Origin of the sequence: Saccharothrix deserti, assembly GCF_009769385.1 — a bacterium.
Taxonomy (GTDB): Bacteria; Actinomycetota; Actinomycetes; order Mycobacteriales; family Pseudonocardiaceae; genus Actinosynnema; species Actinosynnema deserti.
This window is the reverse complement of the sequence record NZ_ML775961.1, coordinates 219,673-246,545: the sequence shown is the minus strand read 5'-3', so window position 1 is coordinate 246,545 and position 26,873 is coordinate 219,673. Positions and strand designations below refer to the sequence as shown.

Annotated in this window: 26 protein-coding genes; 10 read left to right on the top strand and 16 right to left on the bottom strand. The window is 71.3% G+C overall.

Translation table 11 applies throughout. From position 1 onward, the window contains the following. Positions 1-4: 4 nt before the first annotated feature. The 8 genes from FM051_RS05895 to FM051_RS05860 are packed head-to-tail and all read right to left on the bottom strand — an operon-like array spanning position 5 to position 9,720. Positions 5-1,483 (bottom strand): class I adenylate-forming enzyme family protein, encoded by a 1,479-nt coding sequence (locus FM051_RS05895; RefSeq protein ID WP_158841460.1) that lies wholly within the window; start codon positions 1,481-1,483, stop codon positions 5-7. Next, a complete protein-coding gene (locus FM051_RS05890; RefSeq protein WP_158841458.1) occupies positions 1,480-2,895 on the bottom strand; it encodes a CoA transferase in 1,416 nt (471 codons plus the stop codon). Before FM051_RS05890 ends, FM051_RS05895 begins: the two co-directional genes overlap by 4 nt. Further along, the gene (locus FM051_RS05885) at positions 2,892-3,659 is read right to left on the bottom strand and encodes a class I SAM-dependent methyltransferase (protein ID WP_338019458.1); all 768 of its coding nucleotides are present in this window, start codon (positions 3,657-3,659) and stop codon (positions 2,892-2,894) included. Before FM051_RS05885 ends, FM051_RS05890 begins: the two co-directional genes overlap by 4 nt. Then, entirely contained in the window at positions 3,656-5,194 is a 1,539-nt protein-coding gene (locus tag FM051_RS05880) for a class I adenylate-forming enzyme family protein (RefSeq protein ID WP_158841860.1), read from the bottom strand. The genes FM051_RS05885 and FM051_RS05880 overlap by 4 nt, the downstream gene beginning before the upstream one ends. Before the next feature lie 11 nt (positions 5,195-5,205). Next, entirely contained in the window at positions 5,206-6,552 is a 1,347-nt protein-coding gene (locus tag FM051_RS05875; RefSeq protein ID WP_158841454.1) for an NAD(P)/FAD-dependent oxidoreductase, read from the bottom strand. Continuing rightward, positions 6,552-7,475: a UbiA family prenyltransferase gene (locus FM051_RS05870; protein WP_158841452.1), complete on the bottom strand. Its 924-nt coding sequence runs from the start codon at positions 7,473-7,475 to the stop codon at positions 6,552-6,554. Before FM051_RS05870 ends, FM051_RS05875 begins: the two co-directional genes overlap by 1 nt. Next, positions 7,472-8,635, bottom strand: coding sequence for a DegT/DnrJ/EryC1/StrS family aminotransferase (locus tag FM051_RS05865; protein WP_158841450.1), 1,164 nt, complete (start codon positions 8,633-8,635; stop codon positions 7,472-7,474). Before FM051_RS05865 ends, FM051_RS05870 begins: the two co-directional genes overlap by 4 nt. Continuing rightward, positions 8,632-9,720, bottom strand: coding sequence for a DegT/DnrJ/EryC1/StrS family aminotransferase (locus FM051_RS05860; RefSeq protein WP_238412193.1), 1,089 nt, complete (start codon positions 9,718-9,720; stop codon positions 8,632-8,634). Before FM051_RS05860 ends, FM051_RS05865 begins: the two co-directional genes overlap by 4 nt. Before the next feature lie 275 nt (positions 9,721-9,995). Here FM051_RS05860 and FM051_RS05855 point away from each other — a divergent pair, with 275 nt between their 5' ends. Genes FM051_RS05855 through FM051_RS05830 form a run of 6 tightly spaced genes read left to right on the top strand, consistent with a single transcriptional unit; the run spans position 9,996 to position 15,481 of the window. Continuing rightward, positions 9,996-11,033: a Gfo/Idh/MocA family protein gene (locus FM051_RS05855; protein WP_238412156.1), complete on the top strand. Its 1,038-nt coding sequence runs from the start codon at positions 9,996-9,998 to the stop codon at positions 11,031-11,033. Beyond that, positions 11,023-11,871 carry a sugar phosphate isomerase/epimerase family protein gene (locus FM051_RS05850; protein WP_158841446.1) on the top strand — a complete coding sequence of 283 codons (849 nt, stop codon included), beginning with the start codon at positions 11,023-11,025 and terminating at the stop codon, positions 11,869-11,871. The genes FM051_RS05855 and FM051_RS05850 overlap by 11 nt, the downstream gene beginning before the upstream one ends. A gap of 13 nt (positions 11,872-11,884) precedes the next feature. Beyond that, a complete protein-coding gene (locus FM051_RS05845; RefSeq protein ID WP_158841444.1) occupies positions 11,885-13,120 on the top strand; it encodes a M20/M25/M40 family metallo-hydrolase in 1,236 nt (411 codons plus the stop codon). Next, positions 13,117-14,169, top strand: coding sequence for an Ldh family oxidoreductase (locus FM051_RS05840; RefSeq protein WP_158841442.1), 1,053 nt, complete (start codon positions 13,117-13,119; stop codon positions 14,167-14,169). The genes FM051_RS05845 and FM051_RS05840 overlap by 4 nt, the downstream gene beginning before the upstream one ends. Continuing rightward, positions 14,166-15,068, top strand: a complete 903-nt coding sequence (locus FM051_RS05835) for a Gfo/Idh/MocA family protein (protein WP_158841440.1) — start codon at positions 14,166-14,168, stop codon at positions 15,066-15,068. Before FM051_RS05840 ends, FM051_RS05835 begins: the two co-directional genes overlap by 4 nt. Beyond that, entirely contained in the window at positions 15,068-15,481 is a 414-nt protein-coding gene (locus FM051_RS05830; RefSeq protein ID WP_158841438.1) for a DUF6917 domain-containing protein, read from the top strand. The genes FM051_RS05835 and FM051_RS05830 overlap by 1 nt, the downstream gene beginning before the upstream one ends. 66 nt (positions 15,482-15,547) lie before the next feature. On the opposite strand, the gene FM051_RS05825 is transcribed toward FM051_RS05830, so the two are convergent. The 8 genes from FM051_RS05825 to FM051_RS05790 all read right to left on the bottom strand — a co-directional run bounded on the left by FM051_RS05825 (position 15,548) and on the right by FM051_RS05790 (position 21,588). Then, entirely contained in the window at positions 15,548-16,090 is a 543-nt protein-coding gene (locus FM051_RS05825) for an EF-hand domain-containing protein (RefSeq protein WP_238412155.1), read from the bottom strand. Positions 16,091-16,179: 89 nt separating this feature from the next. Further along, a complete protein-coding gene (locus FM051_RS05820; protein ID WP_158841436.1) occupies positions 16,180-17,427 on the bottom strand; it encodes a nucleotide sugar dehydrogenase in 1,248 nt (415 codons plus the stop codon). Positions 17,428-17,472: 45 nt separating this feature from the next. Further along, positions 17,473-17,778, bottom strand: coding sequence for a hypothetical protein (locus FM051_RS05815; protein WP_238412154.1), 306 nt, complete (start codon positions 17,776-17,778; stop codon positions 17,473-17,475). A gap of 44 nt (positions 17,779-17,822) precedes the next feature. Further along, a complete protein-coding gene (locus tag FM051_RS05810; protein ID WP_158841434.1) occupies positions 17,823-18,047 on the bottom strand; it encodes a hypothetical protein in 225 nt (74 codons plus the stop codon). 66 nt (positions 18,048-18,113) lie between these two features. Further along, positions 18,114-18,989: an LLM class flavin-dependent oxidoreductase gene (locus FM051_RS05805; protein WP_158841432.1), complete on the bottom strand. Its 876-nt coding sequence runs from the start codon at positions 18,987-18,989 to the stop codon at positions 18,114-18,116. A gap of 193 nt (positions 18,990-19,182) precedes the next feature. Next, positions 19,183-20,355, bottom strand: coding sequence for an endonuclease (locus FM051_RS05800; RefSeq protein ID WP_158841430.1), 1,173 nt, complete (start codon positions 20,353-20,355; stop codon positions 19,183-19,185). 164 nt (positions 20,356-20,519) lie between these two features. Further along, positions 20,520-20,717 carry a hypothetical protein gene (locus tag FM051_RS05795; RefSeq protein ID WP_158841428.1) on the bottom strand — a complete coding sequence of 66 codons (198 nt, stop codon included), beginning with the start codon at positions 20,715-20,717 and terminating at the stop codon, positions 20,520-20,522. 28 nt (positions 20,718-20,745) lie between these two features. Continuing rightward, positions 20,746-21,588, bottom strand: a complete 843-nt coding sequence (locus FM051_RS05790; RefSeq protein ID WP_158841426.1) for a class I SAM-dependent methyltransferase — start codon at positions 21,586-21,588, stop codon at positions 20,746-20,748. Positions 21,589-21,981: 393 nt separating this feature from the next. On the opposite strand from FM051_RS05790, the gene FM051_RS05785 reads away from it, so the two are divergent. From FM051_RS05785 to FM051_RS05770, 4 genes are read left to right on the top strand one after another with little or no spacing between them, the layout of a single operon-like run. Then, on the top strand, positions 21,982-22,995 hold the full coding sequence (locus FM051_RS05785) for a serine O-acetyltransferase (protein ID WP_158841425.1): 1,014 nt from the start codon (positions 21,982-21,984) through the stop codon (positions 22,993-22,995). Between the two features lie 51 nt (positions 22,996-23,046). Continuing rightward, complete coding sequence (locus FM051_RS05780) at positions 23,047-24,480, top strand: EamA family transporter (protein ID WP_158841423.1); 1,434 nt, start codon at positions 23,047-23,049, stop codon at positions 24,478-24,480. A 2-nt stretch (positions 24,481-24,482) separates the two neighbouring features. Continuing rightward, entirely contained in the window at positions 24,483-25,478 is a 996-nt protein-coding gene (locus FM051_RS05775; RefSeq protein ID WP_158841421.1) for a PLP-dependent cysteine synthase family protein, read from the top strand. Then, a complete protein-coding gene (locus tag FM051_RS05770) occupies positions 25,475-26,824 on the top strand; it encodes an aminotransferase class V-fold PLP-dependent enzyme (protein WP_238412153.1) in 1,350 nt (449 codons plus the stop codon). The genes FM051_RS05775 and FM051_RS05770 overlap by 4 nt, the downstream gene beginning before the upstream one ends. The last annotated feature ends 49 nt before the right edge of the window (positions 26,825-26,873 follow it).

Here is a 26,873-nt window from a genome sequence, read left to right as displayed (position 1 = left end):
ACGGTCACAGCGCGGCCCCGTGCTGCTCGGCGGCCAGCCGGGTCACCGTGCGCAGGCAGACCTTCCCGGTGCGCCCCAGCGGTAGTTCCGGCAGGACCACCAGGCGTTCGGGCAGCTTGCGGCGGCTCACGCCGCGTTCTTTCAGGAACGCCGTGAGCTGCACCAACGACAGCGGCCGGTGGCCTGGGCGCATGGCGACGCACGCGCACAGCCGCTCCCCCAGGTCCCGGTCCGGGATGGGGACGCACACCACCTCCGCCACGCCGGGGTGGCCGTCCAGCACCAGCTCCACCTCGGCGGGGCTGATGGTGTAGCCGCCCCGGATCACCACGCGCTTGAGGCGGCGCACCACGTGCAGTGTGCCGTCGGCGTCGAAGTAGCCCTCGTCACCGGTTCGCACCCAGCCGCCGGGCAGGCGGTGGCGCTCGTCCAGCTCCGGCGCGTCGACGTAGCACAGCGGTGTCATCGGGCCCAGCGCGCAGATCTCCCCGTCCACGACCCGGATGTCGGTCACGGCCGGGTCCGGTCGGCCGACACCGTGCTCGGGCGTGGACGTGTGGCAGTTCACGCCGTCCGACGAGCCGTAGATGTTGATCACCGGGCGGCCGAACGCCGCACGCACCACTGACAACGTCTCCGGCGTCAGCACGTCACCGCTCGACACCACCGCACGCACCGACGAGGTGTCCACAGTGGACGCCACGGCGGACAGCGAGGCAGCCATCCGGCGCAGCATCGTCGGCACGCCGAACACGTGCGTCGGCCGGTGTTCCCCGACCATCCGCAACGCCGCCGCCGCGTCGAACCGCCGCATCAGCATCACCGTCCCGCCGAACCGGCACAGCGTGATCGCCACCCCGAACGAACCGAACGCCGACGCCAACGGCACCAGCACCAGGTCGCGCGGCACCGCCACACCACCGTGCACCGCCCGCACGTAGTTGCCCCGACCACCGGCGAACGCGTTGTGCGAATAGGCCACCAGCTTCGGCGCCGCCTCCGAGCCCGACGACACCAGGATGCGCGCGGGTGCCTCCGGGTCGACCGTGACCGGTGACCAAGGAGCGTCCCCCTCGGACTCCAACGCCGCCGACACGTCGGTGATCACCGTGCTCACCACCGGCGAACCGCCACCGGACAGGTGCCCATCAGGCAGGTGCACCGCCACCGCACCCACCGCCGCCACCGCCAGTTCCGCCACCACCCCCTCTCGTCCGTTCGGCAGGTCGATACCGATGATGTCGGAGGGACCATAACCACGGAGTAACGTCGCCAACCGCCGCACGGCGCGGTCCAACGACGCGTAATCCATCGACCCGAAGTCGTCGATCACCGCCGTACGAAGGGGATGCGCCGACACCCGGGCACGGAACAACGAGTACAGATCCCGATCCGGGCAGTACCCCGCCGCAACCCAGGACCGGCGCAACGCGGCAGGCACCAGATCCCGCAACACCACCCCGGTGGACGACGTCCAACTCATCCGAACTCCCACGCCGACACCGGCACCACACACCCGTCCCGCACCACGGCACGCGAAAACCGCGAATCCCGACCCAACGCCGCCAGATCCGTGCACACCGGCACGCTCAACGGCGCCGTGCACCGCCGCGTCGCCCGAGCGTTCAACCGCGAAGCCGCCGACAGCAACGACGACGCCACCGACTGCCCCACCCCGGACCGCAACCGCCGCACCAGGCCGTCCACCACGCCCCGCGCGCACACCACCCCGCCGAACACGTCCACGATCGTCATCAGCGACGGCGGCACCCCGGCATGCGCCTGCACCACGAAATCCGTCCCCAACGGCGACCGCGGCCCCAGCGAGTCGGACCACAGCTCGTCACCCCACCCGGACGCGTGCGCGTACACGATCCCCTGCCGCACCCGCGCCAGGTCGACCGCCCGCAACGCCCAGGCCTCAGCCTTCCCCGGCCCCCAGTTGTGCAGGAACACGTCCGCACCCGACGCCAGCTCCAGCAGCTCCCGCCGCCCGGCCACGGTACCGAGATCGGCCTCCACCACCCGCTTGCCCCGGTTCAACGCGTGGAACCGGGCCGACACGTCACCGGACATCGGCGGCACACCCCGCAGCGGATCGCCACCCGGCGGCTCGACCCGCACCACGGACGCCCCGAGCTGCCACAACAGGTGCCCGGCCAACGGCCCCTGCACCCGCCGGCACGACTCCAGCACCACCAGTCCCGACAACGGCAGCACGCCGGCGTGGTGCGGTGCCCCGTCACCCACCGGGCCCGACTCCGCACCCAACGGCCGGACCAGGTACGGCGGCAGGTCGTCCACCGCCCGGTGCGCCACCCGCACCAGCGTCGTCCCGGTCGCCACGGCGACCCGTTCCAGCAGCACGATCGGCAGCCGCGCGGTCAACCCGGTCAGCTCCGCCGGCAACGGGCACGTCGCGGTGGCGAACCGCTGCTGGAACGGCCGCCACGCCCGCGCCACCGCACCCGGATCGGCCTCCAACGCCGCCCAGAACCGCCGCCACACCTCCGCGTCCAACGCCTCGATCTCGAACGCCACCCCGTCGCCGGACACGAACGGCGGCCCGCCCACCCCCGCGCTCACCGGCCCCGGCTCGTCCGCCGTGGCCGCCGCGAGGTACTGCGACACCGCCAACAACGCCGCCTGGGCGACCGAAGTGGACACCGTCCGCACCGGCACACCGCGCAACCGCGCCACGTCCAGCGCCAACGCACCGATCGCGTCCAGCTCCGCAGCCACAATCGACGCGTAGTCCAGCCCGAGCGCGGTGGGCCGACCGAACCGGCGCCCGTGCACCTCCATGAGCCCGCACGCCGCCTGCACGTCCAGCTCACCGCCCAGCGGCAGGTCCACCGGCCCGGACCACGGCACCGCCGTCAACGTCGACGTCATGCGGCCCGCCGACCGTGCACCGAGTAGACGACGGGCGAGGTGGCCAGGAAACGCTCGTCGGCCAGCACGCCGCGCACGGCGGCCAGCTGCGTGTCGGTCATCCCGGCCGCGACCAGCTTGTCCCGCAACATGTGCGTGGTGTGCGCGAGCAGCCGCACGCCCGGCGATCCGGCCCGCCACGGGTGCACGACCACCCGCGGGTCCACGTCGACCAACCCGGCCGCGGCCATCGCACCGGCGGCCTTGCGCCCCCACCCGCCGTCCACGCCGAACGCCTCGAACACGCTCTCCTTGACCGCCAGGAACGTCTCGTACAGCTCGCCGGCCCGCCGGTCCGGCGCGAGCAGCACCGGGCTGTACGAGTTGTCGAACTCGTCCACCTGCAACCACCCGCCCGGCTTCAACGCGGAGACGAGCTTGAGCAGCACCCCGTCCCGTTCCGGCAGGTGCCGCAGCACCAGCCGCACGTGGATCAGGTCGAACTCGGCCTCGGGCAACGGGTCGCACACCACGTCGTGCCGCAGCACGGTCAGCCGGGGCGCGGGCGCCACGTGCTCCGGCTGCACGTCGGTGGCCACCACCGTCGCGCCACGCCCGGCCAGCCAGTGCGCCACGCTGCCGCCGCCCGCGCCGACGTCGAGGCACCGCCAGCCGGGCCGGATCCCGGTCTGCGCCAGCCGGGCGAACGTCACCGGGTCGTACGCGGCGGCCAGGCAGCGGTGCTGCTCGGCGACGTGCGCGCGGTCGAAGACGTACGTGGTCACGTCCACCGCCCGGTGCCGTAGGTCTCGGCGCTGCCGACGAGCCGGGTGAGCAGGTCCAGCCGCCGCACCTTGCCGGTGGCGGTGCGCGGCACGTCCTCCCACGCCAGCACGTGCGGCTCCGACATCGGCGGGAGGTCGGACACCGCCCGCCGCCACACCATCGGGTCCAGCGGACCGGACATCACCAGCACCGGGATCGGCCGCCGGCCGGGCGTGCCGAGCACCACGCACTCCACCACCTCGGGCAGCCGGTCCTCGACCAGGTCCTCCACCTCCAGGCAGCTCAGCCCCGGCACCGCGTCCACCTCGCGGTCCAGCAGCCGCACCGCGCCGCCGCGGGTCAGCACGCCCAGGTCGCCGGTGTTCCACCACGGCCCGGTGTTCTTGGCCTCCCACCGGTCCTGCTCGCCCACGTACCCGACACACCGCGCCGCCGTCCGCGCCAGCACCAACCCCGGCCGCCCACGCGGCACGGGCGTGAACGTCGTCGGGTCCACCACCCGCAGCCGCGTCCGACCTGGCACGGGACGTCCCAGGTCACGGGCATCGGGTGAACGGTCGAGCGCGCGCCGGGTGAGGAACCGGAACGTCAGCGGACCCGTCTCGGTCTGCCCCCAGCCCTGCATCCACAGCGGGCGCTTGCGGCGGGACGCGTGCAACATCGCCCGCATCGCCGGCGGGTGCATGGCGTCGTACGTGCTGACGAACAGCCGGACGTCGCGGAACGGGTTGTCCGGCCGCGCCGCCAACGGCTGCCACCGCACGTACGCCGACGGCAGCGCCTCCAACGTCGTCGGCGGGTGCTCCGCCAGCACGGACGACGCCGACGCCGGGTCGCTGAGCAGCACGATCCTGCGCGGCGCGAGGCAGAACACGCTGGCCGTCCAGCAGAACGTGCGGCCGTGCGCGTACGAGCTGGCGTTGGCCACCACGTCATCACGTCGCACACCGATCACCGGCCAGCGCACCGCCTCGAACCGGGCCAGCCGGTGCACGATCGTGCGGGTCGTGTGCACGACGAGCTTCGGCACACCGGTCGTGCCCGACGTGTGGTTGACGACCAGCGGATCGTCGTCCTGCCTGCGCCGGGGCGCGGGCGCCCGCGAGCCGCGCACGTCGTCCAACGTCAGCGCACCCGGCACCGGCGGGCCGAGCGCCAGCACCCGCCGCGCCAGACCGGTCGGCGGCACCCGGTCGGTGACCAGCACCGCCGGATCCAGCCGCTTGAGCAGGATCTCCAGCACGTCGTCCGCCAGGTGCCCGGACAGCAGCGCGGGCACCGCGCCGATCCGCACCGCCGCGCACGCGAGCAGGTCGTAGTCGTAGTGGTTGCGCTTGACCACCGCCACCCGGTCACCCCGGCGTGCGCCCGCCGCGTACAGCCAGCCCGACGCCTCGCGGACCAGCCCGGCCAGCTGCGGCACCGTGTAGTCGACGCCCGACCCGAAACCGGGCGGCACGATGTCGAACGGCCGGTCCAGGTGGACGGTGGTGTGCGGGTCGCGCGCCGCGACCTCGTCGAACAGCGTGCCCATGTCGTGCGGCCTCACGTGTGCTGCCTCCTGCTGCGGATGTCCGACGGGACGGTGCTGGACGGGGGTTTGGCCCGCACCCGTGCGGCGGCGTGACGGCCGGACCGCACGGCGGCCTCGCTGTACGGGGTCAAGCTCACCCAGTCGCCCGCGTAGTCCACGACCCCGCCCAGCCCGGACGCGAACTCGCCGCGCAACGCCAGGGCATGCGGCGTGGCCTCGGGCAGTCCGTGCCGGAACCGGTGCACGACCGACTCCGTCACGGCCGCACGCAGGCCGGGCACGAACCGCTCGGCTTCGTCGGCGAGTACGCGCACCACCTCGTCGTCCGGCGCGTCCAGCAGCGCCGGCGCCATCACCGGACTCGCGATCAACGTCACCAGGCCGCGGCCCTCGGGCGCCCGGTCGGGGTGTTTGAGGTGGTCGAACAGCACGACCGACACCGACGGGCTCTCCGATCGCGGCACGGCCAGCAGGTACACGCGCGACTCGGGGCGGTGGTCCAGCATCAGGTGCACCTTCACCATCGGCGTGAACGTGCACGCGTCCAGGAACGGCCGCTCGTGCGGCGGCGCGTTCACGTAGACCTGCCGCGCGACGGGGGCGGGCACGGCGAGCACCACGGACCGGGCGCGCAACTCCGTGCCGTCACCGGTGATCCGCGCGAACCCCGGTCCGGCCAGGACCTCCCGCACCGGGAACGACGTGGTGACGTCCAGCGGAGCGGCGAGCGCACGGGCCGGCACGTCCATGCCGCCGTCGTAGGTGCGCCACGCCGTGGACGGGCCGATCGCGCCGAGCAGGCCCAGGAACGGCGCGGCGGCGGAGTGCTCCGGCCGCCACCCGAAGAACCCGGACACCACCGGCTGGCACAGGTATTCCAGCAGGTCACGGTGGTACGGCGCGGCGAACTCCGTGACGGTGGCCGTGCCCAGCCTGGACGCCTCGGGCCGTTCGGTGTCGGACACGTTCCGCTTGGCCAGGCCGCGCGTGGCGCGCACGAAGTCCACCCGTGCCCGGACGGACATCCCCGCGCCGGTGACCATGCCCAGCGGGTGCGCCAGCCCCCGCCGGACCCGGCCGCCGCGCCACACGCCCAGTTGCCGCCCGATCTTCGGCACGGCGTCGTCGAGTCCCAACCGCCGCAACAACTCCCACGTGTGCGGGTAGCCGCGGGTGGAGATCTGCTCGGCGCCCGTGTCGACCACGAACCCGGACACCCGCCGCGTGGTCATCCGGCCGCCGACGTGGTCCGCCGCCTCGAACACCCGCACCTCGCGGCCCGCCCGCGCCAGCTCGTGCGCGGCGGCCAGACCGGCGACTCCCGCGCCGATCACGGCCACGTCGACGTCCACGCCCATCACCGCACCACCAGGTTCACCACGACCAGCGCCACCACGGTCACCCGGTGGACGTCGATGCCGATCCGCCGCGCCCGCAGGATGTCGCCCTCGCCGAAACCGACGCGCAACTGCTTGAACCGCAACAGGATCGTGGGCAGCAGGGCGAGCGGGAACCACCACGGCCCGCCGACCAGCGGCAGCGCCAGGATCAGCAGCAGCTCGCACCCCGAGACGGCGCTGACGAACAGCATGTTGCCGCGCGGCGAGGTCAGTGCGGCCACCGTCGGCCGCCCGACCCGCCGATCGCCCGCCACGTCGTTGGTGTTGGAGTAGACACCGAACAGCAGCGGCCCCAGGCCGAAGATCAGCGCCTGCACGACCACCACGCCGTCCACCCCGCCGGTGACCAGGCCGTACGGCGCCAGCACCAGCGCCCAGCCGAGCGCGGCCAGGAAGAACTCCTGGAAGCCGCAGTAGCTCAGCTTCACGCCCCACGAGTACTGCAGCGCGAAGAAGTAGGTGACCGCCACCAGCACGACCGTCCACAGCGGACGGTGCGGTGCGATGGCCAGCGCGCCGAGCCACACCGCCGCGCCGATCACGGCCGTGAGCAGCGCGAACCGCAGCACCTGCGGCTCGGTGAGGGTGCCCGCGACCAGGGGTTTGCGGTTGAGCTTGCGCGCCGGCGCGTCCGGGGCGTAGTTCGCGATGTCGCTGCCGTCCCGGTACCCGGTGAGGTCGTCCAGCGCGACCATCGCGACGATCACGAACACCTCGCCGACCAGGAACAGGCCCATCGTGGCCAGCACGCCGCCGTCCAGCCGCAACGCGGGCGCCAGCAGCGCCCACACCACCAGGACACCGAGGTAGTAGTCGATGATGTCGAGCTTGGCGAGCTTCACGTACGCGCCGGTGGATCCGGGCGCGATGGTGGTCGTCATCGGTCCTCCTCAGCTGTGTGACCGGTCTGGGTGCCGGATTCAGAACCGGAGGTCTGCGCGAATCGGCAGACCTCGTCGGCGATGCGCTCCACCTGCGCGTCGGTCAGGTGGGGGTGGATCGGGATGGCCAGTTGCCGCCGTGCGGCCGACTCCGCGGCGGGCCACTCGCGACCCGGCTGCGCGTGCCCGGCGAACGCGGGCTGGCGCGGCAGCGGCGCCTGGTAGTAGACGTGCGTGCCGATGCCGCGGGCGGTCAGGTGGTCGCGCAACGCGTCCCGCCGGTCGGCCAGCAGCGAGTAGACGTAGAAGCAGCGCCCGTCCCGGCCCGGCGGCGGCGCGAGCACGCCCCGGCCGGCCAGGCCCGCGAACCGCTCCGTGTAGTACTCGCCGATCCGCGCCCGCCGTTCCAGCCGCTGCGGCAGGGTGGCCAACCGGCGCAGCTGGAAGGCGGCCATCACCTCGTCGAACCGGCTGTTGTAGCCGATCCGGTGGTGCACGAACCGCTGCACGCCGTCCTGGCCGTGGTTGCGCAGCATCCGCACCGCCCGGCCGAGCGCGGCGTCGCCGGTGACGACCATGCCGCCCTCGCCGGGCATGCCGAACGTCTTGACCTGCACGAACGAGAACACGCCCGCGTCACCCCAGGTCCCGGCCGGTCGTCCGGCGAGCACACCGCCCTGGCCGACCGCGGAGTCCTCCAGCAGCCGCACGCCCGACTCGGTGGCGATCCGCCGCAACGAGGGCATGTCCGCCATCACCGAGAACATGTGCGCGGGCATGATCACCTTGGTGCGCTCGGTGACGAGCTTGTCCACCTCGGCCGGGTCGACCACCATCGTCCACGGGTCGACGTCCGCGAACACCGGCGTGGCGCCCAGCAGGAGCGGAGCGGACGCCAGCGGCGCGCACCCGTACGCGGGCACGATCACCTTGTCGCCCGGCCCCACGCCCATCGCGTGCAGCAGCAACGTCAACGCGGACGTGCCGCTGCCGCACGCCACCGCGTCCGCGACACCCAGCGAGTCCCGGAGCACGGCCTCGAACTCCGCCGTGCGCGCGCCGAGGATGAACCGCTGATCCGGAGTCAGGCCGACCTGCTCGACCACCTCCAGCAGCAGGTCGCGGTCGAACAGGTCCGGTGGGAAGAACGGGATGATCACGTGCGCCGTCCGAGGTAGAAGGAGCGGATCACGTCGCACACGCGGTCGACGTCGCCGAGCGGCAGATCCGGGTACAGCGGCAACGCGAGCGTGCGCCGGCACGCCGCCTCCGCATTCGGGAAATCACCGGGCCGGTGCCCGAGCTCTTCGAAGCACGGCTGGAGGTGCAGCGGCACCGGGTAGTAGGTCTCGGTGCCGACACCGCGTTCGGCGAGGTGCGCGGCCAGCTCGTCACGCCGGTCCACCTCGACCACGTACACGTAGAAGACGCCGCGCACACTCCCCCGCCGGGTCAGCACCGACGGCAGTTTCAGCACGCCGGGAACGCCCGCCAGGCCCTCGGCATACCGCTTGGCCAACTCCGCGCGGCGGTGGATGTCCGCTTCCAGCCGACCCAGCTTGGCCAGCAGCACGGCGGCCTGGACGTCGTCCATCTTGCTGTTCACCCCGACCACGCCGGTGGTGGTGGCGATGCCGGGGAAGTTGTCGATCGTGCGGCCGAACCGCCCGTGGTGGCGCAGCGCGCTCACGGTCTCCGCGATGTCCGGGTCGTTGGTGATGACCGCACCCGCGTCACCGAGCGCGCCGAGCGTCTTGGTCGGGAAGAACGACAGCACTCCCCCGGCGCCGAGCAGGCCCGCGTGCACGCCGTCGTAGCGCATGCCGATCGCCTCGGCGCTGTCCTCGACCACGGTCAGGTCCAGCCGGCGGGCGACCTCGGCCAGGCCGGTCATGTCCGCGAGGTGGTGGAACAGGTGCACCGGCATGACGAACCGGGTCCGCGCCCCGGCGACGGCGGCAACTGCGCCGGGGTCGAGGCCGTAGCCGTCCGGCTCGATGTCGGCGAACACCGGCTTGCCGCCCGCGAGCACCACCGACGACGCCGACGCGATGAACGAGAACGCCGGCACCACCACCTCGTCACCGGGCTGCAGCCCGCAGGCCCGCAGCAGCAGCACCAGCGCATCGGTGCCGTTGTTCACCCCGATCACGTGCGCGGCCCCGGTGTACGCGGCCAGCGCGCTTTCCAATTCGAGGACTTTGCGCCCGTGCGAGTACTTGCCGTTCTCGACTACTTCCACAATGTGCCGTCGCGTTATCGGCCACAAATCGGAAAATATCGCCGATTGCGTGAAGAAAGGCACTGCCAGCGCACTCACCTCCGCGTCGCTGCTTCCGGGTGCGAGCGTATGGCAGGTGACCGGACGAGCCGTGGACCACCGGGGAGTTCACTCTTCCTGGTCAACTAACCCGCACGGAGTTGACAGCACCACGTGATTAGGACAACGTCGGGGTCATCAATTGCGATCGCCAATTCATGGCGCCTTCGAGACTGGACGAGACAAGACGGGGCTCAATAGTGCGAACACTCGTCGTGGGGCTGGGCCGGGCCGGCGCGGACCTGCACCTGCCGGTACTGGCCAGGGCGCGGACCTCGGTCCGGCAGCTGTTCGACGACCGCCCGATCGTGGCGTGCGACCCGCGGCGGCTGCCTGCGGAACGACCGGGCCTGGCGATGGTGGGCAGCCTCGCCGAGGCCGCCACCCTGCTCGACCCGGCCGACACGGTGGCGCACGTGTGCACGCCGCCGACCGTGCGGGCCGAGGTGATGGCCGAGCTCGCCGAACGCGGTTTCCGCAACGTGATCGCGGAGAAACCGCTCGCCGCCGACACCGACGACCTGGCCAGGGTGATCAGGCTGCGCCGCAAGTACGGCCTGCGGATCGCGGTGGTGGAGCCGTGGCTGACCAGCGCGCTCACCGTGCGGCTCACCGAGCTGGTGCGCGGCGGCACGCTCGGCGAGCCGAAGGCGATCTCGATCGTGCAGAACAAGCCGCGCTTCCGCCGATCGCTGACCAGGCCGAGCCACCAGACCGCGTTCGACGTGGAGCTGCCGCACGGCGTCGGCCTGGCGTTGCGGCTCGCGGGCAGCGCGCGGGTCACCCACGCGGCCGGGTTCGACCTGGTCGTGGGTGACGTGGTGGTGCCCCGGATGGGTGGCGCGCGGATCGGGCTGCGGCACAACAGCGGGGTGCGCACCGAGATCAGCTCGGACCTCACCTCGCCGGTGCGGGAACGCCGGATCACGGTGGAGTTCGAGAAGGGCAGCGCGGTCGGCCACTTCGCGGTGAGCGACGACGACGACCACTCGCAGCTGACCGTCACCGTCAACGGGCGGCGTGAGCACGAGGTGCTGCGGGACGACTCGCTCACCGAGTGGATCATCCGCGCCTACCGGCTGTTCCACGCCGCGGGCGACCAGCACGCGCGCGGGTTCGCGTTCGCCACGGACGTGGTGCAGCTGCTGTCCGTGGCGAAGAACATCTGCGCCGAGCCCGTGGTGCCCGCCGCACGCGGTGAGGCGTCACCCGGCCCGGTGGCCGCGCATGTCCGCTGAGACCGTGTCGACCCCGGTCACCGGACCGGGACCGGTGCTGGCGGGCATCACCGACGAGGCCGCGTCGGACCTGGCCGGGCAGCTGGCGGTGCTCGACGAGCTGGGCTGGTCGCACGTCGAACTGCGCACCGTGGACGGCCGCGCGATCGCGGACCTTGACCACGCCGAGTTCGCGGTGGTGGCGAAGAACCTGGCCGCGCGGGACGTCCGCGTGGTGTGCCTGGCGTCGCGCATCGGCGGTTGGGCCCGGCCGATCAGCACCCGGTTCGAGGACGACCTGGCCGAGCTGGACGTGCTGCTGCGCCGGTGCGCCGCGCTGGGCACCCGGTACGTGCGGATCATGTCCTACCCGAACGCGGGCCTGTCCGAACGGCGGTGGCGCGACCGGGTGATCATGCGGGTGTCGATGCTCGCCGAACTCGCCGAGGCCTCCGGTGTCGTGCTGCTGCACGAGAACTGCTCCGGCTGGGCGGGCACGAGCGCCGAGCGCGCCCTGGACCTGCTCGACGCGGTCGACAACCCGGCGTTGAAGCTGCTGTTCGACACCGGCAACGGTGTCGCGCACGGCTACGACGGGTACGCGTTGCTGCGCGAGGTGGTCGCGCACGTCGAGCACGTGCACGTCAAGGACGCCGTGGGCGACCGGTTCGTGCTGCCCGGCACCGGTGAGGCGCGGGTGGCCGAGTGCGTGGAGTTGTTGCGCGCCAACGGGTACCGGGGCGCGTGGTCGTTGGAGCCGCACGTGTCGCTGCGCCCGCACGCGTCGGGTGCGCTCGCGCCCGACGCGGCTTCCGCGTTCGTCGCGGCCGGCCGGGCGATGGCCGGGCTGGTGCGGTGATCGGGCGCGTGCGGTGATCGGCGAGGACCGCGATCTGCTGCTGCGGCTGCTCGAACTGCCGACCGCCGGCCCGTTGGAGACGACCGCCGCGGTGCACCTGTGGGACGCCGTGCACGCGTACGCGGAGGCCGCCGAGAGTTTCGGGATGCGCACCGTGCACCTGGGACCGGCGCGGGAGGCGGACGTGCTGCGGCACGACGTGCCCGCCGTGGTGCGCGAGGCGATCGCCGAGGACCCGGATTTCCTGGAACGGCAGCCGAGCCTGGTGCTGCGGGTCGGCAGGACCGAGCCGGTGGTGATGTTCAACGTGCACCTGGACACGGTCGCGCCGTTCGAGCCGGCCGGGTTCGACGGCGTCCGGTTCCACGGCCGGGGCGCGATCGACGCCAAGGGCCCTGCGGTGGCGCTGCTGGCCGGTGTCCGCGCCGCGATGACCGATCCGGCGGTGGGGCGGGACGTCAGCGTGATGATCCAGGCGGTGTCCGGCGAGGAGGGCGGCGCGATGGGCGTGTTCGGCACCCGCCCGCTGGTCGAGGCCGGGTACCACGGCCTCCTGAACGTGTTCTGCGAGCCCACCGGCCTGCGCTACCTGCCACGGTCGACCGCCGCGATGACGGCGTGCGTGCGGGTCGACGGCGAGGACGCCATCGACGACCAGCCCCACGCCGGGCACAACGCGTCGGTCCTGCTGGGGTTCCTGGCCCAACACCTGGCGGGCGCGCTGGCCGGTCGGACGTCCGACGGTCAGGTGTGCGTGGCCGGGCTGCACACGGGCCGGATGCACAACCGCGTGTACGGGCGCGGTGAACTGCTGCTGAACCTCTCCTACGGCAGCACGGCGTCCGCGCGGGTGCTCGCCGTGGCGCTGGACGCCGCGCTGCGCGAAGGGCTGGCCGAGTTCACCGCCCGGTTCCGCGGCGTGCCGCCGTTCCACCGCACCGCGGTCGACGCCGCAGCCATCACCCGGCTGGTGTGGCGCAAACGCGGCCTGCCCGCGCTGCCACCGCAGGACGTGCCGCTGCTGGACGGCGTGGTGCCGCGCTGGCCCGCGCACGAGCCCGCGTTCACCTGTGACGCGATCTGGCTGGCCGACGTGCCGGGCGCGCACACCGCCGTGCTCGGCCCCGGATCGCTGGAGGCCAACAACGCCCACGCGCGCGGCGAGCACGCCGACGTCGCCGACCTCGACCGGTTCACCGCCGTGGTGCGGGACATCGTCGTGCGGTTCGCGCGGAACGGAGGATCATGACCGTCCTGGTGCCCTATCCGACCCTGCTTGCCACCGTCACCGGTGTTTTCCGGGAGCGCGGTATGCCTCCCGACCGGGCGGCGGTCGCCGCGGAGGCGTTGTGCCACGGCGACCTGACCGGGATGAGCACGCACGGTCTGGTGAACCTGACCAGGCTGTACCTGCCGCTGTTCGACTCCGGCCGCACGCGCCCGGCCGCCGACATGGCGGTGATCGCCGACCTCGGCGCGTCCGTGCTGGCCGACGCGCGCAAGGCGCTCGGACTGTGGTCGGCGTCCCAGGCGATGGACCTGGCCGCCGCACGGGCCGCGCGGTACGGGATCGGGCTGGTGACGCTGCGGGGCGCGACGCACATCGGGTGCGCCGGGTACCACGCGGCGCGGGCGGCGGCGCACGGGATGGTCGGGCTGATCGCGTCGAACTGCGGCGGGCAGCGCATCGCCCGGCCGCCGGGTGGTCGGGAGCCGATGCTGGGCACGAACCCGTTGGCGTTGGCCTGCCCGGCGGGCGACCGGCCGCCGTTCGTGCTGGACATGAGCACGACGGTGGTGCCTACGGGTCGGGTGCGGGCGGCGGCGCGGGCCGGTGAGGAGATCCCGCCGGGGTGGCTGGCCGCCGACGACGGGACGCCGGTCACCGATCCGGCGGCGTTCGACCGGGGTGACGGGCACCTGCTGTGGCTGGGTGGCGCGCCGGAAACGGGCGCGTACAAGGGTTTCGGGCTCGGTCTGCTGGTGGAGGTGCTGGCGGCGCTGGTGCCGGGTGCGGCGATGGGGCCGACGTCGACGGAGTCGCGGGACGACGACATCGGGGTGATGGCGTTGGCGTTCGCGCCGTCGGCCCTGCGGCCCGGGTTCGCGCAGGACGCGTCGGCGTTGTTCGGCGCGGTGCTGGGCTCGCCGTCGGTCGACCCGCGCAAACCGGTGTCGTACCCGGGGTGGCACGAGGGCGAGCGGGCGCGGTGGCGGCGGGCGCACGGCGTGCCGGTGCCGGTGGCGTTGTACGAGGAGTTGCGCGCGGTCGCGCCTGAGCTGCGGGCGGCCGGATGAGCGGGCCGAGGCTGATCCGGCTGGGGCTGGTCGGGCTGGGCGTGATCTCGCGGTTCTACCTGGCCGCGATCGCCTCCTCGCCGCGTTTCGAACTGGCCGCGGTGTGCGATCTGGACGAGCAGGCGTTGGCCGGGCACCACGTGCCCGCGTACCGGTCGCACCGGGCGATGCTCGACGCGGGCGGGCTGGACGCGGTGGTGGTGACCGCGCCGAACAACGTTCACGCACGCGTCGCGTTGGACGTCATCGCGCGCGGGCTGCCGGTGTGCGTGGAGAAGCCCCTGGCCATCACCCTGCGGGCCGGGCTGGAGGTGGCCGAGGCGGCGCGGGCGTGGAATGTCGCGCTGTTCACCGCGTTCCACCGCCGGTACAACGCGAACGTGCTGGCGCTGCACGAGAAGCTGACCGGCGCCGCGCCGATCGCCGAGCTGACCGTGCGCTACCTGGAGCGGATCGAGGACCACGTCGGCCGTGACCGCTGGTACCTCGACCCGGCGCGGTCCGGCGGCGGGTGCCTGGCGGACAACGGGCCGAACGCGCTGGACCTGGTCCGGCTGTTCCTGGGCGAGCTGACGTTGGAATCGGTGCGGATCACGCGTGCGGCGGGCATCGACCGGCAGGCCGTGCTGCGCGTGCGCGGCACCGCGCCGGCGGTCGTCGAGCTGGACTGGTCGTACCCCGGCGAGACCAAGGACGTGACGGTGCGGCTGACCGACGGGACCGTGCTGCGGGCGGACATGCTCGCCGGCTACGACGAGTTCAAGGGCTCGCTGTGGCACGAGTACGCGGGCGTGCTGGACGCCTTCGCGCACGCCGTGGCGTTGCGGTCGAAGTGGCGGGACGGCGGCCTGGCCGCGTTGGACCTGGTGGACGAGGCTTACCGAAGAGAGGGTGCGTGATGGTGGAGGACGGCGAGAAGCGGGCGGTCGGCAGCCGGGTGGTGAAGGTCCTGGTGCACCGCCGCGACGACCGCGGGATGAGCCTGGAACCGTTCGCCAGCCGATGCGTGCGCCGGGGTGAGGTGCACGAGCTGGTGACCACGGACCACGACGAGACCGCAGCGGGCGCGCGCATCGACCGGGTCGCGTTCCTCGGGTTCGTGGAGATCGACAACGCGGGCGTGATCGACCGGGGCGACGAGGTGTGGTGCGACGGCGAGCTGATCGGCACCGTGCTGGGCTTCGACGCCTGCCACTACCCGAACCACTACAACATCCTGATCAGCACGGCCACCCCGCGCACCGGCCCCGAACTCGGCCTGCGCCCCGACGTGGGGGTCGTGTTCAGCCCGGCGGTCGTCCCGGCCCTCTGAGCACCCGAACCGAATACGCCAACGGCGCCCCGGGGATCGTCCCGGGGCGCCGTTGTCTGTGTCCGGTCAGTGACCGAGGAGCGGCACGTCCAGGGTGCCGAAGTGGTAGGCGCGCACCGCGGCCACCAGTTCGTCCACGGTCAACGTCCCGTTGCCGCTGGTGTCGATGGTGCGGAACGCCTCGACGGCGGACGAGGCGTCCACCCCGATGGCCTCAAGCCACTTGCGGAACTCCGACGGGCTCACCTCGCCGTCGCCGTCGATGTCGCACAGGCCGACCATGGCGGCGACCGTCGGCCGGATCACGCGGTTGAAGCCGGCGTCGCCTTCCGCGAACACCTGCGCCTCGACCACGCTCAGGAACTGGTCCTCGGTCATCGAGCCGTTCGCACCCACACCGGCCTTGGTCGCCAGGAACTCGAACATGGAGATGTAGGCGTCGATCAGCGCTCGTGCCTGCGGCGACGACGGATCCTCGTCGAACGCCTTGATGATGCGGTGCGCCTCGGCCTCGTAGTCGGACTTCTCGATCAGGCCGTTGCCGTCGACGTCCCACTTCTCGAAGCGCTTCTTGAGCCGATCGCTCTTGACCGACGTGGACATGACCATTCGGGACACTCCTCATTGTGAAAAAGCTGGTTCAGCGAAACCTGGCGTGCTGTTCCGGTCCGGAGACCGGTTCCCCGGTCAGGGGAATCTCACAGGCGCATGACCTCCTCTCCCGGCACGCTGCCCGTGACGTCGAGCAGCAGCCGTGCGTTCCTGGCCAGGTGGCCGAGGTCGTAGCCGCTGTGCGCGACGAGCAGCACGGTGGCGTCGCTCGTGCGCAGCGCGGAGTCGAGGTCGGCGGCGGCCGGTCCGAGCGCGGGCACCTCACCCGCCACCGGATCGTGGTAGGTCACCGTGGCGCCGAGCGCGCTCAGCTCGTCGGCGATCCGAAACGCGGCGGACTCCCGCGTGTCCGGCACATCGGCCTTGTAGGACACGCCCAGCAGCAGGATCCGCGCGCCGTCGACGGACACCCCGTCGCGGCTCAGCATCCGCACCGCGCGTTCGACCACATAGGACGGCATCGACGCGTCGACCCGCCGCGCGGCCTCCACCACGCCGAGCTGGGCGCCTTCACGGCGAGCCTTCTCGAGCAGGTAACGGGGGTCGACGGGGATGCAGTGCCCGCCGACGCCGGGTCCGGGGGTGAACGGCTGGAAGCCGAACGGTTTGGTGGCCGCGCAGTGCAGCACGTCCCAGACGTCCACCCCGAGCTGGTCGCAGAACACCGCGATCTCGTTGACCAGAGCGATGTTCACGTACCGGTAGGTGTTCTCCAGCAGCTTGGCCATCTCGGCCTCACGGGTGCCGCGCGCCACCACGACCGACTCGACGAACCGGCTGTAGAAGGTGGCGCAGTGCTTGGCGCACAACGGCGTATGCCCGCTGACCACTTTGGGCGTGTTGCGGATGCCGTAGCGCCGGTTGCCGGGATCGATGCGTTCGGGTGAGTAGCCCAGCGGGAAGTCCTCGCCGGCCACCAGGCCGTTCCGCTCCAGGACGGGCCGCAGCACCTCGTCGGTGGTGCCGGGGAAACTGGTGGACTCCAGTACCACCAACGTCCCCGGTCGGAGGTGGTCGGACACGGTCTCCGCAGCCGCCAGGACCGCGCCCAGGTCCGGTCGTCCGTCAGGCCCCAGACCGGTGGGCACGCAGATCACCACGGTCTCGGCGCCTGCGATGACGGCCGGGTCGGTCGTGGGGGTGAAACCCCTGGCACGCATGGCGCGCAGCTCGGTGGACGGCACGTCCGGCACGTGCGAACGGCCCTCGGTGAGCGTGCGCACCACCTCCGGGCTCGTGTCGTACCCGGCCACCGCCATACCCGAGGCGGTAGCCGCCGCCGCCAGCGGCAGCCCTACGTAGCCGACTCCGACCACGACCAGATCGAAGGACACGTGCGCCCTTTCCACGACATCGGTTTGGGTTGCCGGCAACGGCGGTCAGGCTCGGAAGGTGGCGCCGAGCGCGGGCACGTGCGTGCCGTAGCCCTCCTCCACCGCCACCAGGGGCGAGAAGCACATCGGGTCGCTGTAGATCGTGACGTCGCCGTCGGTAAGGTTCGCCAGCACGTGCGCGCCCGGCGGGAGCGACTTGCAACCCCGGGGGTTGTCGTAGGTCTCAAGTGGAACGACCTCGACCGAAAACACGACCACCCGGCCAGTGGCCGCGTGCGCCGCGGGGGTGAACGGGACCAGCAGGACAACCGCAGCGAGCGCGCTGAGCATCACCCCGAACACGCGTTTCACGTCGCCTCCTCACTCAGGTGTTATTGCTGTCCGCAAGCTAACAGTCACCCAGAGCAAGAAGCAGCGCCTGAACCGGAACACCACTCGGCCAGGTTGCGGCCCGCCGGTGCGGGTTCATCCGCTTGGCTAAGACATGCCTGATCGGTGTGGTTGTTGGTGATCCGACCACCGATCGGGTTCACGAGGTCGAGCGACAACCACCGTCCAATCCGGCCGGTCAAGAAGAAGGTCAGACGCAAAGCGTGACGAAGCCGCAAGATGGCGGTCACGAAAACCACAACGCACCTCACCACTGCCTGTGGTGAGGTGCGTTGTGGTAGCGGGTGGGCGGGTGGTCAGGACAAGGTCGGCAGGACGTCCGTGGCCACTGTGTCCAGAATGGCCTCGTCACCGGCGAAGGGTCCCTCGTCCCTCGGCCACGGGGCGAGCACGTCGGTGAAGCCGAGTTCGTCCGCTCGCCCCAGGAAGTCCCGGTAGCACTCGATGCTCTGCAGGGAGAAGACCGGTGCGGCGTCGGTTTGCAGGAAGCGGCGGACCGTGGCGGGGCGGCGGGATGCTGCGGCCAGGGCTTCGTCGAAGCGGGTCGACAGCTCGGCCACGGACTTCCACCACGCGTCGAGGGTGTCGTGGGCCGAGCCCGTGGTGATCCAGCCCTCGCCCAGCCTCGCGGTCAGCGCCATGGCTTTCGGGCCGTTCGCGGCCATGACGAACGGTGTCCTCGGGCGCTGCACGCAGCCCGGGAAGTTGCGCGCGCCGACGGCCGTGTAGTACTCGCCGGAGTAGTCGACGCGCTCCTTGGTCAGCAGGGCGTCCAGCAGTTCCACGAACTCCTGGTAGCGGCGCGACTGGCTGGCCGGTTTGGTGGTGCCGCCGAACACCTCCACGTCATAGCCGCCCACCCCGCCCGCGCCGACACCGACCGTGAACCTGCCGTCCGACAGGTCGTCGAGGGCCATCACGTCCTTCGCGAACGGCACCGGGTGGCGGAGGTTCGGGGACGCCACCATGAAGCCCAACTCGACGCGTGACGTCACCAGAGCCGCCGCGCTCAGCGTCGACACCGCGCCGAACCACGGACCGTCGACCAGAGGACCCCAGCCCAGGTGGTCGAACGTCCACGCGTGGGCGAACCCGTACGCCTCCGCCGCCTGCCACCTCGGCTTCGCCTCGGCCCAGCGGTACTCCGGAAGGATGGTGATCCCCGCCCTCATGACTCTGCCCCGATCTCTTGGACCAACACTGCCGAACAGACACCGTGAACAGGCTCTGTGTTCATTCGAACAGAACAGCCGTTCGCAGTCAACACCGGATCGGGTGCGAGCCCAGAGACCGAGTTCCAGGGCAAAGAAGAACGCCTGCCCTCGGCCGGGGAGGCGAGGACAGGCGTTCAGCACGGCGAGCGGTCTAGCCCCAGATCGACGTCGCCCACTCGGGGTGGTCGACGAACGGGTTCCGGTTGCGCTGGTAGTTGTCGTAGATGACCTGGTTCCGGCGCTTCTCGAACGCGTCCGGCGGGTCCTGCGCGTTCCACTGCAGCAACACCGACAGCCTGCCGTGGTACGGCGCGGTGCCGTTGTTGACGTTGTTGTTCATCTCCAGGTTCGGGTAGCCGTCGCCACCCTCGTACCGCACCGCCATGTAGAAGAGCATCCGCGCCACGTCACCCTTCACGGCGTTGCGCGGCTCCCACGAGTCGGCGTCGGTGTAGTTGCCGGGAGCCTCGCCGACCGGCGAACCGCCCATGTCGAAGTCCTTGTTCCCGCGCTCCGCGTTCACCGACACGTCGTTCGGCCGCAGGTGGTGGATGTCGGTGCCCGGACCGGTCGCGGTGCCGAAGTCGCCGTGCGACTTGGCCCAGACGTGCTCGCGGTTCCAGTCGTTCGGATCGCCGCCGTTGCCCGTCTTGCTCTGTGAGCGGCCCTCGTAGAGCGTGATCACGTTGGCGCTGTTGTTCGGGTCCTGGTCGGTGACCTTCAACGCCTCCCACACCTGGTCGTACGAGAGCTTGGTGTTGGTCCGGATGATCCCGTTCAACGCGGTCTTCAACGACGCGCCGGTCTTGCCGATCGCGCTGCGGTAGTACGTGTCGTCGTAGCCGCCACCGGGAGTCGTGGTGGTCGTGACGTTCGTCGTGGTGGTCGTCGTGGGCGACGTGCCGGCGTTCGCGAACGCGGTCGGCGAGGTGAGGCCGGGGTGCGAGAAGTACGCGCCCAGAGGACCGGTCACGTCGATGCGCGCACCGAGCAGCCCGGGGTTGGTCCGCAGACCCCACTGGGCCCGGAACGCCGACGTGATCTGCACGTACAGCATCTGGCTGGTGCTCGTCTGACTGGGTGAGTCGGCCAGCGCCAACGCGTAGTCGGACGGGAAGTTCGACCGCACCACGGTGTTGGTGGCGGTGGGCTGCCCGACCACGTAACCGCGGACGGTGGCGGACGCGCCGCTCTGCTGCCCGATGGCCTGGGCGACGGTGATCGGCGTGGCGCCGGAGGCAGCGGTGGGGATCAGCAGGGCCGCCGCGAGGGCGACGACGGAAACGACAACGGCAAGGGGATTCAGCAGGGGTCGTAGTCGCACGATGGTGTGTCTCCTCCCGGAGCGCGGCGTCGCAGGGTGGCCGCACGCAGGCAGGATCGCACGAAAGATCACACGTCAGAGTGAATGATCAACGAATATTCGTAACTAGACGAGACGGTTCTTCACTTAACACTGAAGTTAATGGCAACAGAACCGTCGAGCACTTAAAGCTCGGGCACGGTGGTGGCCCGCGACAGCAGCTCGGCATCGGCCGTGTGGTGCTCCACCACCGCGGCGCAGAACGACAGGCAGTGCGACCGCAGGTCAGAACCCCGCACGCCACCGGACGGGTCGTTCCTCAGCTCGTCCAGCCGCTCGCGCAGCGCGATGTGCACCTGGACCAGCTGGTTCCCGAACGCCACCAGGCGCGACGACGGTTCGACGGCGTGCTCACCTCCGGCCCCAGACGGCGATCGCGGGCATCGGGATCACCAGCCCGCCGGCGCCGTCCTCGAACCGCGCCGCCGTCTCCCGCACCCTCTGTTCGATCTTCGCACGGTCGCCGTCGCTCTGGCCGTCGAGCAGGGCGCCCGTGCGCACGGTCGCCTGCCGGTAGGCCGGGAACAGCTCGTCCACGCTCTCCAGGTGCCAGTCGAGGTGCAGCACCTCGGCCCCGGTGTCGGCGAACCCCGCGTCGGACAGCGACGCACGGCAGTTGTCCGGCTCGCTGTAGTGGTAGAAGTCCGGCCCCTCGGGCAGCGTCACGGGCTCGCCGAACTCCATGATCGCGTCGGACAGCAGCGAGAACCCGACCGCCTCCGCCGGCGACGCCCACACCGTGAAGCCGAACGCGCCACCGGGCGCGAGCACCCGGCACGCCTCCCGGATCGCGCGCTCGGGATCGCTGAGGTGCAGCAGCCCGAAGTTCATCACGACCCGGTCGAACACCGCGTCGGCGAACGGCAGGTCGAGCGCGTCACCGACCCGGAAGTTCACATCCGGGAACAACTCGCGCGCTTTGTCCACCATCTGCGCGGAGAAGTCGAGCCCGATCGCCCGCGCACCTCTTCGGGAAGCCGCAGCCGCGACATATCCCGGCCCGGTCGCGATGTCGAGCAACCGCGTTCCGGGGTCGACGCCGACCGCGTCGAGCAGTCCCGAACCGGCCGACCCGGTCAACTCGCCCCAGGACCTGTGATATCTGTCCACCACGCGTTGCCAGCGCGACAACTCGAAGGTGCGGAAATCCTGGGCGTCCTGCGACAAACCCCCAGGCGACAAACCCCCGGACAACGTGCCTCCCCAGTACGCGCACGACCATTCCGACCGCCGGTCGATCAGGCGGCGAAGGGTGCGACGAGGGATGCTAGCGGACGGCGCAAGCCCGCCGCCCAGCCCAGGCGGTGCCTGTGACCTGCACATATAGGCAGATTATGCAGGTGGTTGCGTCAACCGGGTGAAGTATCGCACTACGATGTGTTTCGGATTTATTAATCTCAGTCAATCTCGATCTCCCCCACTGGTCCAATGCAGTGAACGTGCCTGACACCGGCGTAACCAAGTGCGGCCGATCGGCTCAGCAAGCCGTCCGATCGGCCGACGGAGCCGCAAAATTGCGGTCGCAGAAGTGCGGACACCGATGTAATGTCCCCGACCGCGACTTCATCTGTTGACTAGGGGGAACCGATGTCCGTCGTTCGAGAGGAGTCCGCCTGTCCCGGTCCCGCAGAGCGGGAACTGGACACCGCTTACCCGGAAATAGTTCGGGCAACCGAGAATGTGCTCGACCCGTACGCGTCCGATTTGACCGCTCTCGGCCTCGACTCCGCCTCCCTGGTCCGCGGTGCCGCCGACCTCGCCGTCGGCGACTTGTTCGCGCTCGCACGAAGGGACCCGGCGAGCCTGGGCTCCTGGCAGTACGTGCTGGAGGCCTACACGTGCTTCCAGGCCGTGCTCGCCTACCGCGTCGCGCACGAGGTGCTGACCGCGCCGGGCGACGACCCGTGGCGGCAACGCGTGCTGGCGCGCAAGATCTCCGAGACGGCGAAGGTGCGCACGGGCGTGGAGATCCACCCCGGCGCGACCATCGGCCCGCGGTTCATCATCGACCACGGCATGGGCACGGTCATCGGCGAGGACGCCACCATCGGCGCCGACTGCTACATCCTCCAGGGTGTGGTGCTGGGCGCGCTGGGCATCGCCGACAACGCCGCGGGCAGGCGGCACCCCACGCTCGGCGACCGGGTGCAGGTCGGCGGTTTCGCCCGCGTGCTCGGGCCGATCACGGTGGGCGACGACGTCATGATCGGCAGCCACGCGCTGGTCCGGGCCGACGTGCCGGCGGGCGCGCAGGTGGCCGTGCTGCACCAGTACCAGATGGTCGCCGGACCGCGGCCGATCACCGTATACGGCGTGGAAGGGCTCGGCGAGTACCGGTTCCGGTTGCACGGCAACGACCTCGACCGCCCCGGCCTCGAAGTGCAACTGCTCGGCCCGACCCAACTGCCGCTCGCGTCCGGCGACTGGTCGGTGCTCCAGGGCAACGCCAAGTGCCTCACGTTCCAGATCTCGCCGCGGGCGCGTGGGCTGCGCTCGGTGGCGCACATCCGGGTCCGGCACGGCGGGTCCGAGGTGACCGTCGGCATCCCCCTCGCCCGCAAGTCACGGGTGGCCACGCTGCCGCGCACCGTCGCCGGCTGACCGCCGCCGCTCCAACAGCACAACCCTTTCCCAGTCTGGAGATCCCGGTCGATGTCCGCACCTGAGATCGAGGCGCCGCGGCCTGCCGCCGCGACCTCGACGCCCGGTCAACCCCGCAAGCAGACGGCGCTGATCGCGGTGAGCTTCACCGCCGTCGTGCTGATCTGGGGCTCGACCTGGATCGCGATCAAGCTCGCCGTCGCCGACATGCCGCCGCTCACCGCGTCCGGCCTGCGCTTCATCGTCGCCGCACCGGTGTTCATCGTGGCCTGCCGCGCGCTGCGCAACCCGCTGCGCTACCCGAGCGGCATGGGCTGGTTCTTCGTCTTCATGGTCGGCTGCTACTTCACCGTGCCGTTCTTCCTGTTCAACTACGGCGAGCTGTACGTGTCGTCGGGCCTGGCGTCGATCTGCGTGTCGTCGGTGTCGATCCTCATGATCGTGTTCAGCGTGCCGATCCTGCGCACCCGCATCACCACCACGCAGGCCGCGGCCGTGCTGGTCGCGTTCGCCGCCCTGGGCACGCTGATCGTGCACTCGCAGGGCGTGGCGGTGACGAACGTCGTGGGCGTCGCGGCGCTGCTCGGCGCGGCGGTGATCCACGCGCTGGCCTACATCATGATCAAGAAGCACGGCGGCAGGATGCCGACGCTCACGTTGAACACCCTGCCCATGGCCGTCGGCGGCGTGCTGCTGACCGGTCTGGGTCTGCTGGTCGAACGGCCGGGCGCGGACGCGTTCACCACCCGCAGCGTCGGCGCGACGATCTACCTCGGCGTGGTCGCGTCCGCCATCGGGTTCGCGGTGTACTTCTGGCTGATCCAGCGGATGGACACGGTCATCGTGTCGTTCGCGTTCGTGCTGTTCCCGATCATCGCCCAGTTCCTCGCGGTGGTGATCGAGGGCGCGTCGTTCGGCTGGGTCGACCTGCTGCTGACGCTGGTCATCCTGGGCGCCTTCGGTGTCACGCAGTGGAACCAGCGCAAGGTGCTGCCGCCGCCCGCCACGCTGGACGGCGACGGGCGGCCGACCGACGCGGCGCTCGCCGAGGTCTACCGGCACGTGCTGGCCCGGTACCCGTCCGAGGCGTGCGGGTTCATCCGGGCCGGTGGCGTGAAGGACTGCGTCAACGTGATCGAGGACCGGCCCGAGGTCTACGACCGGGAGAGCCGGACCGGGTACGCGTTCGGCGTGGACGACCTGCGCGAGCTGGAGGACTCGTTCGACGGCGACGACCCGGTCCGCGTCATCTACCACTCGCACCCCGACGCGGGCGCGTACTTCAGCGACGAGGACCACCGGTTCGCGGTGTTCGAGGGCACCCCCGTGTACCCGGTGCGGCACCTGGTCGTGGACACCTCGCAGGACGAGGTGCTCGGCGCCCGGCTGTTCGACTTCGACGCCGACCTCGGCCGCTACACCGCGATCGCGACCTTCGGCGCGCCGCGCGAGAAAACCATCCCCCCGCACGTCACGCAGGAGTGAGCATGGGCAAGGGCATCGCCGATTCGGTGCTGGACGCGATCGGCGACACGCCGATCGTGCGGCTGTCCCGGTTGGAGCCGGACCTGGACCGCGAGCTGCTGCTGAAGCTGGAGCTGCTGAACCCCGGCGGCAGCCACAAGGTGCGGATCGCGTTGAACATGATCCTGGAGGCGGAGAAGGACGGCGAGCTGGTCCGCGGCAGCGGCCAGACCATCATCGAGTCCACCGGCGGCAACACCGGGATCGGGCTGGCCATGGCGTCGGCGATCCTCGGCTACCGGCTGGTCCTGGTGATCCCGGACAACTACAGCCCGGCCAAGCAGCGGCTGCTGCGCAGCTACGGCGCCGAGGTGCGGCTGTCCGACCACACGCTGGGCAACAACTCGCACGCCGACATGGCGTTGGGGCTGCTGTTCGACAACCCGGACTGGGTGATGCTCAACCAGCAGGCCAACCCGGCGAACCCGGCGATCCACGAGCGGACCACGGCGGTGGAGATCATGGCCGCGCTCGGGTCACGGCTGCCGGACGCGCTGGTCGCGGGCGTCGGCACGGGCGGGCACATCACCGGGGTCGGTCGGGTGCTGTCGGAGCACAACCCGTCGATGCGGGTCGTGGCCGTGCAGCCGGAGGGCTGTTCGTTGCGGGAGAACCGGTTCGTGACGCACTCGATCCAGGGGCTCGCGGTCGGGTTGGTGCCGGCGGTGCTGGACATGAGCCTGGTCTCGGACGAGGTGCAGGTGTCGTTCGACGAGGCGCGGCAGATGATGCAACGGGTCATGCGGACCGAAGGGCTGGCGGTCGGCATCTCGTCCGCGGCGAACCTGGTGGCGGCGTGCCGGGTGGCACGAACCCTGCCCGCCGGGTCGCGGGTGCTCACGTTCGCCTACGACGGGGTGCACGACTACCTCGACGCGCTGCCCGACGACGTGGCGGTCGAAGGCGCGGCCGTTGAAAGCTCGCTGGTCGAAGGCTCGCTCGCCGGGGAAGCGCGGTGACCCTGTTCCTGGACGCGGACCGGACGGTCCGGCCGTTCGCACAGCACCGGCCCACCGAGGGCGCGCGATCCGTGCTGCCCGCCGTACTGGGTGCGGACCTCCAGGTGCCGTTGGGTTCCGGCGCGACGGCGTCGTTCGCGAACTTCGACCACGCCGCCACCGCGCCGTGCATGGTCGCCGTCGCCGAGGCCGCGCAGGCGTTCCTGCCCTGGTACGCCAGCGCCCACGAGGGCTCCGGCACGCTGTCCGCGATGTCCACCGCCCGCTTCGAAGAGGCGAGACGGGTGGTGCGCGGGTTCGTGGGCTGCCGGGACGACGACTACCTGGTGTTCACCCGCAACACGACCGACGCGGTGAAGCTGCTGGCGATGGCCGTGCCCGACGGGACGACGGTGGTGGTGTTCTCGAGCGAGCACCACGCTCTGCTGCTGCCGTGGCAGAACGTGCACCGGCTGCCGATCCCGTCCTCCGTGGAGGACATGCTGACGTCGTTGGACGAGGCGCTGCGGACGCTCGGCGGCTCGGTGCTGGTGGCGGTGAGCGCGGTGCTGAACGTGACCGGCGAGCTGATGCCGTTGGAGGACGTGGTCGCGTTGTGCCGTCGGCACGGCGCGCGGATCGCGGTGGACGCGGCGCAGTTGGCCGCGCACCAGCCGATCGACATCGCCGGGCTGGACGTCGACTACGTGGCGTTCAGCGGGCACAAGATGTACGCGCCGTTCGGGATCGGCGTGCTGGCGGGTCGGCCGGACTGGCTGGCGCGGGCACGTCCGCACCTGGCCGGGTGCGGCGCCACGGTGGACGTCGGCGACGGCAGCGTGACGTGGGCGTCCGGGTCGGTGCGGCACGAGGCGGGCGGGGCGAACGTGGTGGGCGCGGTCGCGTTGGCGGCGGCCTGCCAGACGCTCCGGTCGGCGTGGAACTCGGTGATGCCGTACGAATCGGTGCTGCTGAACAGGTTGCGGACGGGGTTGGCGGAGATCCCGGAAGTGGTCGAGGTGTCGTTGTTCGGCGCGACCAGCGAACGGGTGGCGATGGTCGCGTTCACCGTGGACGGTGTCGATTCGGCGCTCCTGGCGACGGCGCTGTCGGTGGAGTACGGCATCGGTGTCCGGCACGGCGATTTCTGCGCCCAACCGCTGGCACGTCACCTGTCCCGCGAACGCCCGGCCGTCCGCGCCAGCCTGGGGCTGGGCATCGGGGTGGACCACGTCGACCGCCTGGTGGACGCGATCCGCACGATCAGCGAGATCGGGCCGCGCCTGTACTACGTCGCGGAGAATGGCGCGTGGTGGCCGAGCACGGAGGCCACCGGCTCCCGCCTCCACGTGCCGCCGTCGCGGTAGCTCAGCCTGCGGTAGCTCAGCCTGCGGTGGGGTAGCTCGCGGTGGGTGG

Coding starts and splice junctions, on each gene's coding strand:
- FM051_RS05840 (WP_158841442.1), top strand. CDS start 13,117: ATGACCGTCCTGGTGCCCTATCCGACCCTGCTTGCCACCGTCACCGGT.
- FM051_RS05805 (WP_158841432.1), bottom strand. CDS start 18,989: ATGAGGGCGGGGATCACCATCCTTCCGGAGTACCGCTGGGCCGAGGCG.
- FM051_RS05880 (WP_158841860.1), bottom strand. CDS start 5,194: ATGGGCACGCTGTTCGACGAGGTCGCGGCGCGCGACCCGCACACCACC.
- FM051_RS05825 (WP_238412155.1), bottom strand. CDS start 16,090: ATGGTCATGTCCACGTCGGTCAAGAGCGATCGGCTCAAGAAGCGCTTC.
- FM051_RS05775 (WP_158841421.1), top strand. CDS start 24,483: ATGGGCAAGGGCATCGCCGATTCGGTGCTGGACGCGATCGGCGACACG.
- FM051_RS05785 (WP_158841425.1), top strand. CDS start 21,982: ATGTCCGTCGTTCGAGAGGAGTCCGCCTGTCCCGGTCCCGCAGAGCGG.
- FM051_RS05895 (WP_158841460.1), bottom strand. CDS start 1,483: ATGAGTTGGACGTCGTCCACCGGGGTGGTGTTGCGGGATCTGGTGCCT.
- FM051_RS05780 (WP_158841423.1), top strand. CDS start 23,047: ATGTCCGCACCTGAGATCGAGGCGCCGCGGCCTGCCGCCGCGACCTCG.
- FM051_RS05890 (WP_158841458.1), bottom strand. CDS start 2,895: ATGACGTCGACGTTGACGGCGGTGCCGTGGTCCGGGCCGGTGGACCTG.
- FM051_RS05830 (WP_158841438.1), top strand. CDS start 15,068: ATGGTGGAGGACGGCGAGAAGCGGGCGGTCGGCAGCCGGGTGGTGAAG.
- FM051_RS05875 (WP_158841454.1), bottom strand. CDS start 6,552: ATGGGCGTGGACGTCGACGTGGCCGTGATCGGCGCGGGAGTCGCCGGT.
- FM051_RS05835 (WP_158841440.1), top strand. CDS start 14,166: ATGAGCGGGCCGAGGCTGATCCGGCTGGGGCTGGTCGGGCTGGGCGTG.
- FM051_RS05850 (WP_158841446.1), top strand. CDS start 11,023: ATGTCCGCTGAGACCGTGTCGACCCCGGTCACCGGACCGGGACCGGTG.
- FM051_RS05870 (WP_158841452.1), bottom strand. CDS start 7,475: ATGACGACCACCATCGCGCCCGGATCCACCGGCGCGTACGTGAAGCTC.